The following is a 17785-nucleotide window of genomic DNA, read 5'->3' as shown; positions in this document are numbered from 1 at the left end:
GCGGTCACAGCGTCCCTCGCTCGAAGGTCTCGGCCGGCTCGGCGGTGCGGGCCCGGTCGGCCATGCCGCGGATGGTGGGGCGGCGGAAGAAGTCGAGGATGCCGATCTCCAGTCCGGTCTCCTCGCGGACCAGGTTGAGCAGCCGGGTGGCGGCCAGCGAGTGCCCGCCCAGATCGAAGAAGGAGGTCTCCACGCCCGGGGCGGGGACGTCCAGTTCCTTCGCCCAGAGCTGCTGGAGGTGCTGCTCCAGTGCGGTGGCGGGGGCGGTGTCGGAGGCGGCCCCGATCGGTTCGGCCGGCGGCAGCGCGGCGCGGTCCAGCTTGCCGTTGCGGGTCAGCGGCACGTGCTCCACGCGGGCCCAGAGCCGGGGCACCATGTGCTCGGGCAGCCGGTCGGCGAGTTCGTCGCGCACCGGGGCGAGGCCGGCGTCGGAGGCCGGTCCGCCGTCCGGGTCCCCGGCGAGCACGACGTACGCGGCGAGTGCGGTGCCCTGCGGGCCGTGCTGCGCGGCGACGGCGGCGGCCCGTACCCCGGGGACGGTGCGCAGCACGTTCTCCACCTCGCCGGGTTCGATCCGGTAGCCGCGGATCTTCACCTGCTCGTCGATCCGGCCGAGGAAGTCCAGGGCGCCGTCGGGCCGCAGCCGGCCCAGGTCGCCGGTGCGGTAGCGCAGGCCCTCCGGGGTGGCGACGAAGGCGGCGGCGGTCTCCTCGGGGCGGTTCAGGTAGCCGAGGCCGACCGAGTCCCCGAGGATGTGGATCTCGCCGGCGGCGCCGTCCGGCACCGGACGGCCGTGCGGGTCGAGCAGCTGGACGCGGCTGCCGGGCACCGGGTGGCCGATCGGGGCGTGGTCGGGGCCGTCGGCGGACAGCTCGATGCTGGTCATCGCATGGGTCTCGGTGGGCCCGTAGTGGTTGAACAGCCGGCACTGCGGGTTGGTGCGCAGGAACGCGCGCAGCGCCGGGGTGAGCAGCAGCTGCTCGCCGCCGGAGACGATCTCGCGCAGGTCGGGCACCGGGGCCTCGGCGAGCGCGCCGAGCAGGCTGGTCAGCGTGGTCTGGGGGAGGTGGATGCGCTCGGTGCGGGTGCGCCGGAGGTACGCGGCGAGCGCGCGGGCGTCGTAGCGGGTCTCCTCGTCGACGAGGACGATCGTGCCGCCGCCGGCGAGGGCGGTGAGGACCTCCTGGACGGAGACGTCGAACCCGCAGGAGGCGTACTGCAGGGTGCGCAGCGGGCCGTGCTGGTCGGTGTTCCAGTCGACCAGCGACTGCAGGCCGCGGTAGGGCATCAGGACGCCCTTGGGCCGGCCCGTGGTGCCGGAGGTGTAGAGGCAGTACGCGGGCGACTCCGGGTCGGGGTCGACGGGGGCCGGCGCGGGCGGCACCGGGCTGTCGTCGTCGGTCAGGACGGCGGGCAGGGTGATGCCGAGGCGGTCGGTGCCGGTGCGGGTGAGCAGGAGGGGCGCGCCGCTGTCGGCGGCGATCAGCCGGCAGCGTTCGGCGCCGTGCACCGGGTCGATCGGCACGTGGACCGCGCCCAGCCGGATCACGGCGAGCAGCGCGGCCACCTGGTCGGCGGAGCGGGGCAGCAGGGTGGCGACGGGGGTGCCGGCGGTGACCCCGGCGGCGGCCAGGCGCGCCGCCAACCGTTCGGCCCGGTCGGTGATCTCGCGGTAGCTGACGGAGGTGCCGGCCGGGGTGAGGACGGCGGTGCGGTCGGGGTGCTCGGCCGCCGTGCGGGCCAGCCGCTCGCGCAGCGGTGCGGTGCCGGACAGGGCGGGGGTGGCCGTCTCGCTGCCGCCGGGCAGCAGCTCGGCCACCGGCCGGGCGGGGTCGGTGACGGCGGCGGCGAGCAGTTGCTCGAATGCGGTCAGCAGTCGCTCGACGGTCTCCCGGTCGAACAGCGCGGTGGCGTACTCGACATGGCAGCGGATGCCCTCGGGCAGGTTGGTCAGGAAGAGGGTGAGGTCGAAGCCGGCCTTGTCGACGACGTCGTCCAGCGGGCGGGCGTCGATGCCCGGCAGGTCGAGTTCGAACAGCGCGTGGTTCTCGAACTCCACCATCACCTGGAAGAGCGGGTTGCGGCTGGTGTCGCGGGTCGGGTTCAGCTCCTGCACCAGCACCTCGAACGGGAGCCGCTGGTGGTCGTAGGCGTCCAGTGCGGTGCTCCGGACGTGGGCCAGCAGCCGTTCGAAGTCCGGCTCCCCGGACAGGTCGAGGCGCAGGGCGAGGGTGTTGACGAAGAACCCGACCAGGTCCTCGGTGCCCTCGTCGCGGTTGGCGACGGGCGTGCCGAGCACGATCTCGTCCTGGCCGCTGAAGCGGTGCAGCACGCCGGCGAACGCGGTGAGCAGCACCATGAACAGGGTGGAGCGCCGGGAGCGGGCCAGCTCCCGCACCCGGGCGGAGAGTTCGCCGTCCAGCAGGCGGACGAAGGCGCGGCCCCGGCCGTCCGGCAGGGCCGGGCGCGGCCGGTCGGTGGGCAGGGCCAGCACCGGCAGCTCGCCGCCCAGGACCGTCCGCCAGTGCTCCAGGCTCGCGGTGTGCGCGCCCTCGGCCACCAGCGCCCGCTCCCGGGCCGCGAACTCGGCGTAGCTGGTGGGCAACTGGGGCAGCTCGGGGCGGCGGCCCGCCTGCGCGGCCCGGTAGAGCTCGCCGAGCTCACGGGTGATCACCACGGCGGAGAGGGTGTCGATGACGATGTGGTGCATGGCGAGGACCAGCACGTGGCGCTCCGCGCTCAGGCGCAGCAGCCGGGTGCGCAGCAGCGGTCCGGCGGCCAGGTCGAAGCGGTGGGCACCCTCCTCGGCGACCAGCGCGCGGACGGCCTCCTCGCCGTCCCGGTCGGCCGGGGCGTCCTCGACCACCAGCGGCGTGCCGGCGGCCGGCAGCACCACCTGGTACGGCTCGCCGTCCTGCTCGCGGAAGACGGTGCGCAGCGCCGGGTGCCGTTCGGCCAGGGCGTCCAGGGCGCCCGCCAGCGCGCGGTGGTCGAGCGGCCCGTCCAGCGCGATGGCCTTGACCTCGTTGTAGCGGGAGCTGTCGGGCAGCATCCGGTGCAGGAACCACATCCGCTGCTGGGCGTACGACAGCGGGGCGCGCCGCTCGCGCGGCTGCTGGGCGGTGCGGCGCAGCTCGTCCAGGTGCGGCAGGCCGGCGGCGACCAGGTCGGGCGAGAGGCCGAAGTCGACGAAGGCGGCGATCTCGTCGGCGCCGGCGGCGCGCAGCGAGTCCAGTACGGTCTGCACGCTCTCGGGGGTGCCGATCAGCGCGCGCGAGGCGCAGTACCGCTCGTAGGCGCGCTCCAGGACGAACTCCAGGTCCTCCTCCGGGGTGTTCTCGTAGTCCAGGGTGAGGCCGAGGCTGTTGGCGACCTGCCCGAAGAGGGAGAGCGAGGAGCGCAGGTAACCGCAGAACGGGCGGTAGGCCTGCTCGCGGGCGGTGGTGAGGTCGGCGCCGAGGTAGCTGTGCACCAGCACCACGACCCGTCCGGCCTCGGGGTCCAGGCCGTGCTCGGCCCGGGTGCGCCGGTAGAGGGCGACGTTGGCGGCCAGCTCCTCGACGCTCTGGGTCATCAGGTTGGTGATCACGCCGAGGTCGTGGCGGGCGGCCTCGCGGAAGCTGTCCGGGTTGCCGACGATCGCCGTGTACATCGGCGGCAGCTCCTGGAGCGGCCGCGGGTGCAGGTGCACCTCGATCTCCTCGCCGTTGCCGCTGCGGCCCCGGTAGGGCTCGCCGCGCCACAGCGCCCGGATCGTGTCGACCTGCTGGTGCATCAGCTGCTTGTGGGTGCCGTAGCGGTCGGGGAAGAAGAGGAAGTCGTTGGGGTGCCAGCCGCTGGCGCAGCCGAGGCCGACCCGCCCGCCGGACAGGTTGTCGACCACCGACCACTCCTCGGCGACCCGGACGGGGTGGTGCAGCGGCAGCACGGCGCAGCCCGCGTTCAGGCGGACGCGTTCGGTCTCCCGGGCGATGGCGGCGGCCAGGACGGAGGGGTTGGGGAAGATGCCGCCGAAGGAGTGGAAGTGCCGCTCGGGCAGCCAGACGGCGTGGAAGCCGTTGCGGTCGGCGAACCGGGCGCTCTCCAGGACGATCCGGTAGCGGTCCTCGGGCCGGGTGTCGAGCGGGTAGTCGCCGAAGAAGTAGAGGCTGAAGTCGACCTTGCGGTCCGGATCACCGGCGGGTGCGGGTGCGGGTGCGGGTGCGGGTGCGGGTACGGACGTCGGCGTCGGTGCCGGTGCAGGCGCCGGTGCGTGCTGCTCCGGCCGGGCCGCCGGCGCCGGCAGTTCGCGGCGCGGCGCGGGCATCGCCGGGACGGCGACCGTGCGCGTGGACGGGAAGAAGCCGCCGCGCCGCATGTCCCGCAGGGACTCCCGGACGGCGTCGGCCACGAACTCGATGTCGCCGTCGGAGTGCGCGGTGGAGAGGAAGAAGTTGCGCCACTCCCAGACGTAGACGCCCTTGACCAACAGGTGGTGGAAGAGCAGCTCCATGTCGGCACGCGGCTCGAAGCGGAAGAGCGAGCCGAAGTGCGCCAGCCGCAGCGGGAACTCCTCCTCGTCGAAGAAGCCGTTGAGGGTGGCGGCCAGCTCCCCGGTACGGGCGTTCAGCCGCTCCTGCAGGCCCGGCCCCTGCTCCTTGAAGTGCCGCAGCACGGCGCGGCAGGCGGCCATCGACAGCGGGTGCTGGATGTAGGTGCCGCCGAAGAAGGTGGTGTCGTTCGGCGGGTAGCTGGCGTCCCCGTACTGCCAGAATCCGCCGTCGATGCCGTCCATCACGGCGGCGCGCCCCGCGATGGCGCCGATCGGGAAGCCGCCGCCGAGCACCTTGCCGTACGTCGACAGGTCGGGCTCCACACCCCAGAAGCCGCGGGCACCGCGCAGGTTCGGACGGAAGCCGGTGAGCATCTCGTCGAAGATCAGGACGATGCCGCGGCGCGTGGTCAGGTCGCGCAGCTCGCGCACGAACTCGGCCGGCTGCCGGGAGGGGTGGCGGCTCTGCACCGGCTCGACGAGCACGGCGGCGATCCGGTCGCCCAACTCGTCGATGACCCGCAGGCTCTCCGGGTCCCCGTAGGGGAGGACGACCAGGTCGGCGACCGCGCTGCCGGGGATGCCGATCGACACGGGCACCGTCTCGCGCTCGGCCCCGTGGCCGACCGAGCGGCCCAGCGTGTGGTCGAAGTGCCCGTGGTACGAGCCCTCGAACATGACGATCTTGTCCCGCCCGGTGTACGCCCGGGCCAGCCGGATCGCCCCGGCGTTGGCCTCCGTCCCGGAGTTGGCGAACGCGACGCGCTCGGTGCCGGTCAGCTCCGCCAGCAGCTCGGCGGCCTCGCCGGTCTCGTCGCCGCGCGGGCCCAGCCGCAGCCCGCCGGCCAGGTGCTCGCGGACGGCCTCCTGGACGAAGGCGGGCTCGTGGCCGAAGAGCAGCACCCCGAAGCCCATCGTGATGTCGACGTAGGAGTTGCCGTCGACGTCCTCCAGACGCGAGCCCTGTGCCCGGCGGGCGGCGAGCGGGTAGAGCATCTCCTTGGTGGCCGACCGGAAGCCGACCACGGCCCGGCTGTCGGCGAGCACTCGGCGGTGGCGCTGGGTGAGCGCCTTGGAGGCGGCGGTACGGGCGGTGAACCGCTCGACCAACTCGTCCAGGTGGCGGCGCTGTTCGCCGGTCAGGCCGCCGCCGGACATCCCGGAGTCCCGGGACACCGTGACGCGCGGGCCGTGCACCTGCGGGGCGGCGGGGGCGGGCTGGGCGGCGGCGTTGTCGTGGGCCGGGGCGGGTTGCGCGGCGACGGGCTGGTCCGCCACGGCAGCGGCGGGGAGGGCCGTGACGGGGAGAGCCGGTGCGGCAGGGAGGGCCGGTGCCGCGGGGGCGCCGGCGAGCAGGCCGAGCTGGTCGGTCATCAACTGGGAGAACTGGCCCATCAGGGCGAGCTGGCGCTCGATCACCGCGCCGGCCCCGCCGGGCGCCGATCCGGCGCCGGGCGCCAGAGCGGCAGGCGGCGCCACCGCGACCGGGGCAGTGGCGGCGGGCGGTGACACGGCCACCGGAGCGCCGGCGGGCACGGCCACCGGGCCGGCGGGGGCCGGCTGCACGGGCGCCGGAGCGGGCACGGCGACCGGCTCGGACGCCTCCGGCACCACCGCCGCGACCGGCGGTGCGACCGGCAGCGGCACCGGTGCCGGAACCGCGGCGGGCACCGGCACCGCCGTCGGCGCGGGCACCAGGCCCGCCAGCGCGTCGGCGCTCATCCGCCCCGCGATCAGCCCGGCGAGCCGCGCCGGGGTGTCCGCGTCCTCGAACAGTTCACGCATCGGGACCCGCACCCCGAAGGCCCGCTCCAGGTCCCGGATCATGTTGATCATCGACAGCGAGTCGGCCCCGAGGTCGAAGAACGGATCCTCGGCACCCACCGCATCCTCGGTGACGCCGAGCTGGCGCGCGGTCTGCGCCACGACCCGGCTCAGGACCAGGCCGGCCGCCTGTTCCACCGGGTCCGGCGCGGGGGTGTCGGTCATGACGGGCTCCTCCAGAACGGTGCGGTCAGGTACGGGTACGGCTACGTGAGCGGGCAGGGCGTCGGGGCCCGGACGGGCTCCGGCCACGGTCGGCGGTACGGGCCCGGCGTCGGCTGCCGGTGGCGGTACGGGTCCGGCGTCGTTCGCGGGCGGTGTGAACCAGTGGTGGGTGCGGTGGAACGGTCGGCCCGGCAGTGGTACGCGCCGAGCGGGCCCGTCGGGCCACTGGCGGGCGGCGGCGGCCGCGGCCCAGTCCACCGGCACCCCGTGGGTCCACAGGGTGCCGAGCGCGGTCAGCAGTTGGCGCTCCGGCCCGCGTCCGCGCCGGCCGCTCGGCACGAACACCGCCTGCGCGAGCTCGCGCCGGCCCAGCCCGCTCAGCGTGTGGTGCGGACCGACCTCCAGGAACAGCCCGTGGCCGAGCCCGTCCAGCGTCGCGAGCACCCGGTCGAAGCGCGCGGTCTCCCGGGTCTGACGGACGAAGTGCCCGGGGTCGGGCACCGTGCCGGGCGCCAGCACCACACCGTCCAGGTTGCTCACCAGCGGTACCCGCAGCGGGCGCAGGGCGATCTGTTCCAGCCGGCTCCGGAAGGGCTCCAGCACCGGCTCCATCAGCCGGGAGTGGAACGCCCGGTCGGCGGCCAGCCGTTCGGTCTCCACCCCCTCCAGGGCCAGCACCGCCTCCGCCGCGGCCACGTCCCCCGGCCGCCCGGCCAGTACGCACTGCCCGGCGCCGTTCACCACGGCCAGGTCCACCCCGGGCAGCCACTCGGCGAGCGCGCCGAGCTGTTCGGCGGACGCGCGGGCCACCGTCATCGCGCCGGGCTCGGTCGACCGGTGCATCAGCCGCCCGCGCACCCCCGCCAGGAAGAGCCCGTCGGCCAGCGAGAACGCCCCGGCCGCGTACGCCGCCGCGTACTCGCCCGCGCTGTGCCCCGCCACCGCCGCCGGCCGCAGCCCGAACTCCTCCCAGAGCGCGGTGTACGCGGCCTGCACGGCGAACAGCGCCGGCTGCGCGGTCTCGGTGCTCCAGGCCCCCGCCTTGCCGTCGGGGGCCGGCTCCAGCAGCAGGGGCAGCAGCGCCTCGCCCCAGGCCTCGCGGTGCAGCCGGTCGCAGGTGTCCAGCACCTCCCGGAACACCGGGTACGCCTGGTACAGCCCGGCGGCCATGCCCCGGTACTGCGCACCCTGCCCGGTGTACAGCAGGACGGGCGCCGGTGTGCCGCGCCCGGCGTCCCGGGCCGAGTGCGCCGGGCCGGTGGTGCGGCCGGCGACGAACGCGGCGAGCGTCTCGGCGAGTTCGGCGGGCCCGGCGCCGGTGGCGGTGAGCCGGTGGCGCAGCGGGCGGCGGCCGGCGCCGAGGGTGAGCAGCAGGTCGGCCGGTCGCGGCGCGGCCTCGCCGCGCAGCCGGTCGAGCACGGTGGCCGCGAGTTCGGTCAGTGCCTGCGGGCTGCGGGCGGACAGTGGCAGCAGGGCGACCGGCGGCTCGGTGGCGTCGGTGGTCGCCGGTGCTCCCGCCAGGGGCGCCGGTGCCTCCTCCAGGACCAGGTGGGCGTTGGTGCCGCCGACGCCCAGCGCGCTGACGCCGGCCCGGCGCGGGGCGTCCCCGGCGGGCCAGTCGGTGGCCCCGGTGGGCAGCACGAAGGGGCTGCCGGCCAGGCCCAGGGCCGGGTTGGGCCGGGTCAGGTGCGCCACCGGCGGGATCGCCCGGTGGCGCAGCGCGAGGACGGCCTTGATCAGGCCCGCCATCCCGGCGCAGGTGTCCAGGTGGCCGATGTTCGGTTTGACCGAGCCGAGGGCGCAGAAGCCCACCGCCTCGGTGCGGGCGCGGAAGGCGCGGGTGAGGGCCTGCACCTCGATCGGGTCGCCGAGCGGGGTGCCGGTGCCGTGCGCCTCGATGTAGCCGATGCTGTCGGCCGGTACGCCCGCCACGTCGAGGGCCCGGCCGATCACGGCGGCCTGGCCGTCCACGCTGGGCGCGGTGTAGCCGACCTTGCCCGCGCCGTCGTTGTTGACGGCGGAGCCGAGGATGACCGCGTGCACCGTGTCGCCGTCGGCCAGCGCCCGGTCGAGGCGCTTGAGCAGGACGGCGGCGACGCCGTTGCCGCCGACGGTGCCGCCGGCGCGCTCGTCGAAGGCCCGGCAGACGCCGTCGGGCGCCAGGATCGAGCCCTCCTGGTAGCGGTAGCCGACGGCCTGCGGGATGTGCAGGGCGGCGGCTCCCGCGAGGGCGAGGTCGCTGTCGCCGGTCAGCAGCGACTGGACGGCCAGGTGGACGGCGACCAGCGAGGTGGAGCAGGCGGTCTGCACGCCGACGGCGGGCCCGGTGAGGCCGAGCCGGTAGGCGACCCGGGTGGCGGCGAAGTCGGCCTGGTTGCCGATCGCGACCTGCAGCGCCTCGACCGGCCGTGCCGGGTCGGCGGCCGTGCCGACGGCGTGCTGGAGGTAGGTGCGCAGCGAGTACAGCGTCATGCCGGTGCCGGCGAAGACGCCGACCCGGGAGTCGGGTGCGGTGTCGCCGTAGCCGCCGTCGTCCAGGGCCCGGGCGCAGGTCTCCAGCAGCAAGCGCTGCTGGGGGTCCATCAGGGCGGCCTCGGCGGCGCTGATCCCGAAGGCCTCGGCGTCGAAGTGGCCGATGTCGGCGATCGGCGCGGTGACCGGGACGAAGTCGGGGTGGGTGTACTCCTCGGGCCGGATGCCGGCGGCGGCGAGCTGTTCGGGGGTGTACCGGGTGGTGCTGACCACGCCGTCCACGATGTTGCGCCAGTACTGGTCGGGGGTGTCCGCGCCGGGCAGGCGCAGCGCCAGACCGATCACCGCCACCCGGCGGTCGGCGGGCACCACCTGCGGCGCGTCGGGTGCGGCGGGTACCTGCTCCTGGGGACCGCCGGCCAGGTGGGCCGCCAGCGCGTCCACGGTGGGGTGGCGGAACAGCGCGGTCTGCCCGAGCCCCGGTGCGGGACCGGCCGCCAGCGCCGCGTGGACCCGCATCAACTGGACCGATCCGAGGCCGAGTTCGTGGAACGCCCGGCCGGGGTCGACCGGCTCGCCGAGGACGGCTTCGAAGGTGTCCAGGACCGCGCGGCGCAGCTCGGTCGGCGCGGGCGCCGGCGCGACGGGTCGGCGGACGGTCTCGGCGGCGGGCGGACCGTCCGACTCGGCCACCAGCCGCGGCTCGTCCGCCAGCAGCCGGCGGCGGGCGGCGGGGCGGCCGGTGTCGGGCCCGGCGTAGTAGTGACCGGGCGGGGCCGCCAGCAGCGCGGTGGCCAGCTGCCGGCCCTGCGCGGCGTCGAACACGGCGATCCCGCGCTCGGCGGCGGCCTCGTCGTGGGAGGTCTCCCGGTTCATCCCGACCCCGCGCCACAGGCCCCAGGAGACCGTCCAGGCGGGCACCCGGTGCTCCCGGCGCAGCCGCTCGACGGCCACCTCCAGGTAGCGGTTGGCGGCCGCGTACCCGGCCGAGCCGACCACCTCCTGGAAGCCGATCATCGAGGAGTAGCCGACGAACTGGGCGCCGGGGCGGGCCGCCACCAGCTCGGCCAGTGCGTCGGTGCCCTCGGTCTTGGCCCGGACGGCCTGCTGCCACTGCTCGGGCCCCAGCTCCTCCAGCAGGCCGATCCGGTAGTCGCCGGCCAGGTGCAGGACCCCTTCCAGCGGTGCGCCCCAGGCCTGTTCGGCCTCGGCGACGGCGGTGGCCAGGGCCCGGCGGTCCGTCACGTCCGCCGTCCGGTACTCGACCCGGCCGCCGGCCCGGACCAGCCGTTCCAGCGCGGTACGTCGCCGGGCCGCCTCCGGTCCGTCCGCGTACGGGTCGGTGCGCCCGACGAGCAGCAGGTGCGGGCCGTGCCGGCGGAGCAGCTCCGGGAGCAGCTCACCGGCGAGGCCGCCCAGCCCGCCGGTCACCAGCCAGCGGGCCCCGGGGGAGAGCAGCGTGCAGGCCGGCGCGGTGTCGTCCGGCTCGGTCAACGGGCCGAGCCGGGGCACGTACGCGCGCCCGTCGCGCCAGGCGGCCTCGGGTTCGCGCCGCGGGTCGGCGAGGAAGGCCAGCACGGCCCGCGGGTCCGGCGGCGCCCCGGCGGGCAGGTCGAGGTGGCGGGCACCGCCGAGCAGCTGCTCGGCCCGGACCCCGGCGGTCAGGGCCGCGGTCAGCGCGGCCACCGGGCGCGGTACGTCACCGTCGGCGAGGGCGTGCAGGCCGGCGCTGACGGTGGTGAGTTCCACGCCGCCCGATCCGCCGACGCCGCCCGATCCGTCGGTGGCGCTCGTCCCACGGCTGCCCGGGCCGGCACCGCCGTAGCGGTGGGCGAGCGCGCGGGCCAGGCCGATCAGGGCCTCGCCGCACAGCACCTCGTCCGGCTCGGGGGCCTGCGCCCACAGGTGCAGCACCCGCTGCGGGCGGCGGCCGGCGGCCTCCAGGTCGTCCAGCAGCCGGGGCCAGCTCTCGGAGCGCCGCTGGTCGAGCGCATAGCCGTCGCCGAGCCGGGCGTGGGAGTCCGCCTGCGACGCCTGGACGGCGCCCGGCAGCAGCGCGGCGAGCGCGTCGGACAGGGTGCCGGGCCCGACGGGACCGAGCAGCAGGACGGTCTCCGACGGTGCCGGGGCGGGGGCGGCCGGCGTGGGCCTGGGCTCCCAGGCCGGGCGGCGCACGATGTCCGGCAGCGTGCGGGCGTTGCCCTCGGCGAGGTCCAGCCGGGCGATCGGCGCGTCGAGGCCCCCGTCGAGCAGCCGGGCGCGGATCGCGGTGCGCTGGATCTTGCCGCTGGTGGTGCGGGGGAAGTCGGCGGCCGGCACCGGGAGCACCAGAGCGGCCGAGAGCCCGAAGCGCTCGGCCAGCGCGGCCCGCACGGCGCCGGCCACCCGGTGCGGCTCGGCCGCCTCCGGGGCGGGCACGAAGAAGACCGCCAACTGCTCGCTGCCACTGCGCTCGTCGGGCACACCGCAGGCGGCGACGTGGCCGGAGAGCACGCCGTCGACGGCGGAGACCACGTCCTCCAGGTCGTGGCAGAAGTGGTGGACGCCGTTGATGATGATGATCTCCTTGCGGCGGCCGGTGAGGATCACCTCCCCGTCGCGCAGGTAGGCGAGGTCCCCGGTGTCGAACCAGCCGTCGGCGGTGGCGGATTCGCGGTCCGCCTGCGGGTTGTTGAGGTAGCCGGGGGTGACCCGGCCGGAGGAGACCTGAAGGCGCCCGATCCGCAGCTCGGGCAGGACGGTGCCCCGGTCGTCGGCGACCCGCAGCCGCGCCCCGGCGGCCGGGCGGCCCATCGAGAGGAAGCGGGTGGCGGGCTCGGCGGAGCCTTCGGGCAGCGGCCGGAGGTCTCCGGTGAGCGAGTCGGTGGCCAGGACCTGGACGGCACCGGCCTCGCCGTAGCGCTTGTAGGTGATGACGGTGCAGGTCTCGGCCATGCCCCAGCCGAGCAGCAGGTGTTCGGGCCGTAGCCCGGAGGGAGCCAGTCGGGCCAGGAACTCGTCGGCGACGCTCTCGGTGCACTGCTCGCCCGCGTTGATCAGGGACTTGACGGCCGAGAGGTCCCAGCGCCGCTCGGGGGCGGCCCGCAGCGCCTCGGCGACCAGCCGGTAGCCGAAGTTGGGTGACCAGGAGTGCGCGGCGCGCCGGCGCTCCAGCGTGTCCAGCCACAACAGCGGCTCGGCGAGGACGAGTTCGGTGGGGATGTGGGTCTGGTCGCAGGCCGCCACGACGTCCCGCAGGTGGAACATCAGCAGGCCCGCGACATGGTCGAGCGGCAGCCAGTTGACGGTCGCGTCGCCGGGTGCGTAGCCCTCCCCGCACGCCCCCGCGACGTACTCCAGGATGCCCCGGTGGCTGATCTGGATCGCCTTGGACCGCCCGGTGGAGCCGGAGGAAAGCTGCAGGATCGCGACGTCCCCGCTGGCGCCGTGCGGCGTGGCGGGCGGTTGCGCGGCGGAGCGGTCGACCGGGAGGACCCGCAGCCCGGCCGCCTGCGGGTGGAGCGCGCCGATTCCCGCGAGCCCGGCCACCGCCTCACCGGCGGCCAGCACGGGCGGGTGCTCCAGCGTCTCCCACGCGTTGACCAGCTTCTCCAGCACCGGGCTCGGGTGGTCGTAGCCGGGCGGGCGGGCCACCGTGACGGGCAGCACGCCGCCCAGCAGGCAGGCCCAGAGGGCGGGGAAGTAGCACTCCAGGTCGGGGACTTGGAGGATCGCGCGATCGCCCGGGCGCAGGCCGGCCGCGGTGAGGGTGCCGAGCACGCGCAGCGCCCGGTCCAGCAGCTCGGGGTAGCGCAGGGTGGTGGTGCGGCCGTCGGCGCCCACCAGGTGCAGACCGCGCTCGGGGTGGAGCCGGGCGGCGCGCAGCAGCGCGTCGGGCAGGTCGGCGGGGCCGTCGGGCAGCGCCACCGGGGTCGGCCCGACGGCGACGGCCGGCACGCCGGAAGCCGGCTGCGGCTCCGATTCGGTCCCGGGGCCGGGCGCCGTGACCGCACCGAACGGGCGCCACCGGCCGGAGAGTCGACTCAGGTGCTGCCGGGTGGGCCGGGGGTGCTCGTGCGGATCGCGGGCGGCGGCCAGGGCGGCGGCGTCCGGCGCGCCGTCGGCGGTGCGCGGTATGCCGTCCACCAGGCGGATCTCGGCGCCGGGGGCGTCCTCCAGCAGCTGCGCGGCGGCCCAGCGGCGCAGCCCGGCCCGGTCCCGGTCGTCCGCGGGCACCAGGTAGGCGATCAGTCCCGCGCCGCCCTGTGCGCCGCCGGGGACGAGGGCGCAGTCGGCCAGGCCGGCGTGGTGCAGTAACCGGCCCTCCACCACGTCGAGTCGGGAGCGGGCGGGGCCGTGGACGCTCATGTGGAGTCGTACCTTCCTGGGCTCTGCTGGCGGGGGCGAGGTGCGGCGGGCGGGAACGCAGGTGCTGCGGGCGGGCCGGGGTACGACGAACGGGCCGGTACGACGAACGGACCGGGCCACGGCGGCTGGGCGCGCCGTGCGGTGGACGTGGACGGTGCGCGGCACCGGGTGGCGCGCGCGGGGTGCGGGGGTGCGGGGGCGCAGGGGTGTCGGGCCGGCGCCGGCTAGCTGTCCGCGGGCACGGGCAGCGCGGCCGGCTCGCGCCGCCGGCGGGTGCCGATCCCCACCATCAGCAGGAACCCGGCGGCCAGCGCGATCGGCACGGCGTGCGAGAAGCCGACCACCGTGAGCGGGCTGAACCGCTCCATCAGCCCGGCGCTGAGCAGCATGCCGACGCCCATGCCGAGGCTCTCGGCGCTGGCCACCAGCCCGAACGCCTGGCCGCGCCGGTCGTCGTCGACGGCCTGGATCCGCGTGGTGTAGGAGATCTCGGTGAAGCCGTCCGCGAGCCCGGCGCCGAGCGCGACGACGAGGAAGAGCGGGGTCGGCAGCCCGGTGAAGGCGAGGATGAAGCAGGCCGACATCAGCGCGGTGCCCACCGCGAAGGCCCGTTCGCCGGGCTCCCGGCCGCGTTTGACGAGCAGTCGGGAGACCAGCTGGTGGGCACCCAGGCTGCCGACCGCCCAGGTGGCCCAGAACAGGCCCAGCACCGCGGCCGGGTTGTCCGGCGACGTCCGGGTGGCGAACACCGGCAGGCCGATGTTGTGCGCGGCCGAGCCGAAGGCGTCGACCAGCCGGATGGCGACCATCGCGCCGATCACCGGCAGGGTGCGCAGCAGCACCAGCCCGGCGAGGCGTCCGCCCGGCGTCGCGTCCGTCTGCCCGGACCCGGCGTCGCGGTCGGCCCGGGTGCGCAGCGGCAGCCGCAGCACGACCGTGCCGAACACGACGAAGCTGGCCGCGTCGGTGAGCAGCGCGGCGTGGAAGCCGGCCCAGGCCACCAGCACGCCGGCGGAGCCGAACCCGAGCACCATGGCCGTCGAACGCCCGGTCACCAGTACGCCGTTGGCGCGGGCCCGGTGGTCCGGGCCGACCATCTCGGGGACGCTGCTGCGCAGTGCGACGGCGCTGAGCGTGCCGGCCGCGCCGAAGAGCAGGGCCAGCGGGTAGAGCACCGGGATCCGCAGGTGGTCGGGGACGATCGCGAGCGCCACCAGGCCGGTGGCCTGGGTGAAGGCGCAGCCGACCATCAGCAGGCGGCGGTCGACGCGGCCGACGACGCGCCCGGCGAGCATGCCGGCGCCGAAGCCGCCGAGCAGACGCAGCGTCAGGTACCCGGCCGTGCCGAGGGCGTTGCCCGCGGCCTCGTAGGCGAAGAGGCTGAGCGCGACCATGTTGAGCTGGCTGCCGTAGCTGGAGACGGCGTCCCCGACGGCGAGCCAGTAGAACGGCCTGGGCAGGGCGCTTGTGGCGGTACCCCGGCTCGGAACGGTGTGATCCCCCACGACGGCTCCATTGCCATGTGACATTTCATGTGGATCCTAGGGCGGCGCCGTCGGCGGGATCAAGGGTTCGCGCGCCCACGGCGCTAAGACCATACGACAGTACGCCGTCAAATCGGACCGGAACGTTCACTTCCGGCCACGCCGGCGGCGGGGTGGGCCCGATCCTGCCGGAGTGCGCCCCCGGCCGCTGTCGCCGGGCGGTTCGCGGGCGTACGGTGGCCACACGGTGGTGCGCAGCCCGGTGGCGCGCCCGTCGGGGCGTCGTACGGCGGCGCCACCGCCCCGCGTTGGCACGCCCCGCCGGAGACCGCGATGGCTGATCCCATGGCCGACCGCATGGCCTTCTTCACCACGCCCCGGCGCCCCCGTGAGCGCCGGGACCCGCAGGAGCGGCTGGGGGACCGGCGCGAGGTCTACCGGGAGGGCGCGCTGCTGCCGGTGATCGCCGAGCAGGCCGCCCGCTGCATGGACTGCGGCCTGCCCTTCTGCCACCACGCCTGCCCGCTGGGCAACCTAATCCCGGACTGGAACACGCTGGTCGCCCGGGACGACTGGCGGGCAGCCGCCGCGCGCCTGCTGGCCACCAACAACTTCCCCGAGTTCACCGGCCGGCTCTGCCCGGCCCCCTGCGAGAGCGCCTGCGTCCTGGCGATCGACGCCGAGGCCGTGACGATCAAGAACGTGGAGCTGGCGATCGCCGACCGGGCCTGGGAGAGCGGCTACGACGCGCCGCAGCCGCCCGAGCGGCTGACCGGCCTGCGGGTGGCGGTCGTCGGCTCCGGGCCGGCCGGGCTCGCCGCCGCCCAACAGCTCACCCGGGCCGGCCACACCACGACGGTCTACGAGCGCGCCGACCGGATCGGCGGGCTGCTGCGGTACGGCATACCGCCGTTCCGGCTGGAGAAGCACCGCCTGGACCGGCGGATCGACCAGATGCGGACCGAGGGCACCGTCTTCCGCACCGGGATCGCGGTCGGCCGCGACCTGCCGGCCGACGAACTGCGCGAGCGCAGTGACGCGCTGGTGGTCGCTGTCGGCGCGACGCGCTGCCGGGACCTCCCGGTGCCCGGCCGCCGGCTGACCGGCGTGCACCAGGCCATCAGCTACCTGACCCTCGCCAACCGGGTCGACGAGGGCGACTACGCCGTCTCGCCGGTGTCCGCCGAGGGCCGCCACGTGGTGATCGTCGGGGGCGGCGACACCGCCGCCGACTGCCTGGGCACGGCGCTGCGCCAGCGGGCGGCGGCCGTCGTCCAGTTCGACATCAACCCCCGCCCGCCCGGGCGCCGCGCGGCCGACCAGCCCTGGCCGGTCCACCCCAAGGTCTACCGGGTGACGACCTCGCACGAGGAGGCGGGCGGCGCGGCCGCCGAGCCCAGGGTGTTCGCGGCGACCACGGTGGGGTTCGAGGCGGGCGCGGACGGACGGCTGGCGGCCGTCCGGTTCGCCGAGACGCGGCGCAGCGACCGCCGGCCCCGGCCCGGCACCGAGCGCACCCTCCCGGTGGACCTGGCCCTGCTGGCCCTGGGCTTCTCCGGCCCCGGTCGCAACGGCGCCCTGGTCGGGCAACTGGGCCTCGCCGTCGACCCGCGGGGCAACCTCGCCCGCGACGGGGAGTTCGCCGGCGGGGCGGACGGCGTGTTCGTCGCGGGCGATGCCGGGCGCGGTCAGTCGCTGATCGTCTGGGCGATCGCCGAGGGCCGGGCGGTGGCCGCCGCCGTCGACCGCTACCTGCGGGGCCGCACCGAGCTGCCCGCCCCGGTCGCGCCGTCCGACGGCCCGCTCACCGTCTGAGCGCGGCCGCGGTGGTGCGGGCCGGGGCCGCCCGGTCAGACGAGTTCGAGCACCAGCTTGCCGGTGTTCTCGCCCCGGAAGAGCATCTGCAGGGTCCGCGGGAAGTCGTCCAGCGTGCCCCGGACCACGTGCTCCAGCACCTTGATCCGCCCGTCGGCGATCCAGCCGCCGATCTCCCGGGCCGCCTCCTTGAAGCGCGGCGCGTAGTCGAACACCACGAAGCCCTCCATCCGGGCGCGGCGCACCAGCAGCGACAGGTAGTTGGCCGGCCCCTGCACGGCGGTGGTGTTGTACTGGCTGATGGCGCCGCAGACGACCACCCGGGCGTGCATCGCCAGGCAGGCGAGGGCGGCGTCCAGGATTTCCCCGCCGACGTTGTCGAAGTACACGTCGATGCCGTCCGGGGCCTGCGCGCGCAGCGCCTTCTTGACGTTCCCGGCCCGGTAGTCGATCGCGGCGTCGAAGCCGAGCTCACCGGTGAGCAGCGCGCACTTCTCGGCCCCGCCGGCGATGCCGACCACCCGGCACCCCTTCGCCTTGGCGATCTGGCCGACCAGGCTGCCCACGGCGCCCGCGGCGCCGGAGACCACCACCGTCTCGCCCTCCTTGAGGGCCCCGACCTCCAGCAGGCCGAAGTACGCCGTCATGCCCGGGCTCCCGAGCGCGCCGAGGAAGGTGGACGGCGGGGCGACGGCGGGGTCGATCCGCAGCACGCCCTTCCCGTCGGAGACCACGTGCTCCTGGACGCCGAAGAAGCCGACGACCAGGTCGCCGATGGCGAAGCCGGGGTGGTTGGACTCGGTGATCTCGACGACCGACCCGGCCCGCATCACCTCGCCGAGCCCGACCGGCGGCAGGTAGGAGGGGCGGTCGTCGAGCCAGCCGCGCATCGCCGGGTCCAGCGAGAGGAAGCGGGTACGGCCGGCGAACCGGCCCTCGCCGGGCGCCGCGGCCGGCTCGGTGACGTGCTCCCAGTCCTCGGGGCCGACCTCGCCCACCGGCCGGCGGGCGAGGCGGATCTGGCGGTTCTCGGCGGACAACATGGCGGCTCCCGGTGGCTGGACTGCGGTGCGGTTGACCTTCCGCACCGAGGAGGAGTCTAAGCAAGCGCTTAGTCAGCGCGCCAGGGCGGGTGCCCGGCCGCTGT

The 17785-nt window shown here is 75.9% G+C and carries 4 protein-coding genes; 1 reads left to right on the top strand and 3 read right to left on the bottom strand.

Going from position 1 to position 17785, the window contains the following annotated elements; all coding sequences use genetic code 11:
• Window positions 1-4: 4 nt before the first annotated feature.
• Both ACFVYI_RS04360 and ACFVYI_RS04355 read right to left on the bottom strand, forming a co-directional pair.
• The gene (locus tag ACFVYI_RS04360) at window positions 5-13339 is read right to left on the bottom strand and encodes a MupA/Atu3671 family FMN-dependent luciferase-like monooxygenase (RefSeq protein ID WP_387881441.1); all 13335 of its coding nucleotides are present in this window, start codon (window positions 13337-13339) and stop codon (window positions 5-7) included.
• A gap of 224 nt (window positions 13340-13563) precedes the next feature.
• Window positions 13564-14844, bottom strand: a complete 1281-nt coding sequence (locus ACFVYI_RS04355; RefSeq protein ID WP_387881440.1) for an MFS transporter — start codon at window positions 14842-14844, stop codon at window positions 13564-13566.
• A gap of 324 nt (window positions 14845-15168) precedes the next feature.
• Between ACFVYI_RS04355 and ACFVYI_RS04350 the strand changes: the two genes are divergently transcribed.
• The gene (locus ACFVYI_RS04350) at window positions 15169-16638 is read left to right on the top strand and encodes a glutamate synthase subunit beta (RefSeq protein ID WP_387881671.1); all 1470 of its coding nucleotides are present in this window, start codon (window positions 15169-15171) and stop codon (window positions 16636-16638) included.
• A 35-nt stretch (window positions 16639-16673) separates the two neighbouring features.
• On the opposite strand, the gene ACFVYI_RS04345 is transcribed toward ACFVYI_RS04350, so the two are convergent.
• Window positions 16674-17681, bottom strand: a complete 1008-nt coding sequence (locus ACFVYI_RS04345; RefSeq protein ID WP_387881438.1) for an NADP-dependent oxidoreductase — start codon at window positions 17679-17681, stop codon at window positions 16674-16676.
• Window positions 17682-17785: the final 104 nt, after the last annotated feature.

This window comes from Kitasatospora sp. NPDC058218, assembly GCF_042882445.1.
In the GTDB taxonomy this organism is placed as follows: Bacteria; Actinomycetota; Actinomycetes; order Streptomycetales; family Streptomycetaceae; genus Kitasatospora.
Note: the sequence above shows the minus strand (reverse complement) of the source record. Positions and strands in the feature narration are given on the sequence as shown.

Bases quoted from the DNA above. Each gene is read 5' to 3' on its own strand.
- ACFVYI_RS04360 (WP_387881441.1), bottom strand. From the start codon at position 13,339: ATGAGCGTCCACGGCCCCGCCCGCTCCCGACTCGACGTGGTGGAGGGC.
- ACFVYI_RS04350 (WP_387881671.1), top strand. From the start codon at position 15,169: ATGGCCGACCGCATGGCCTTCTTCACCACGCCCCGGCGCCCCCGTGAG.
- ACFVYI_RS04345 (WP_387881438.1), bottom strand. From the start codon at position 17,681: ATGTTGTCCGCCGAGAACCGCCAGATCCGCCTCGCCCGCCGGCCGGTG.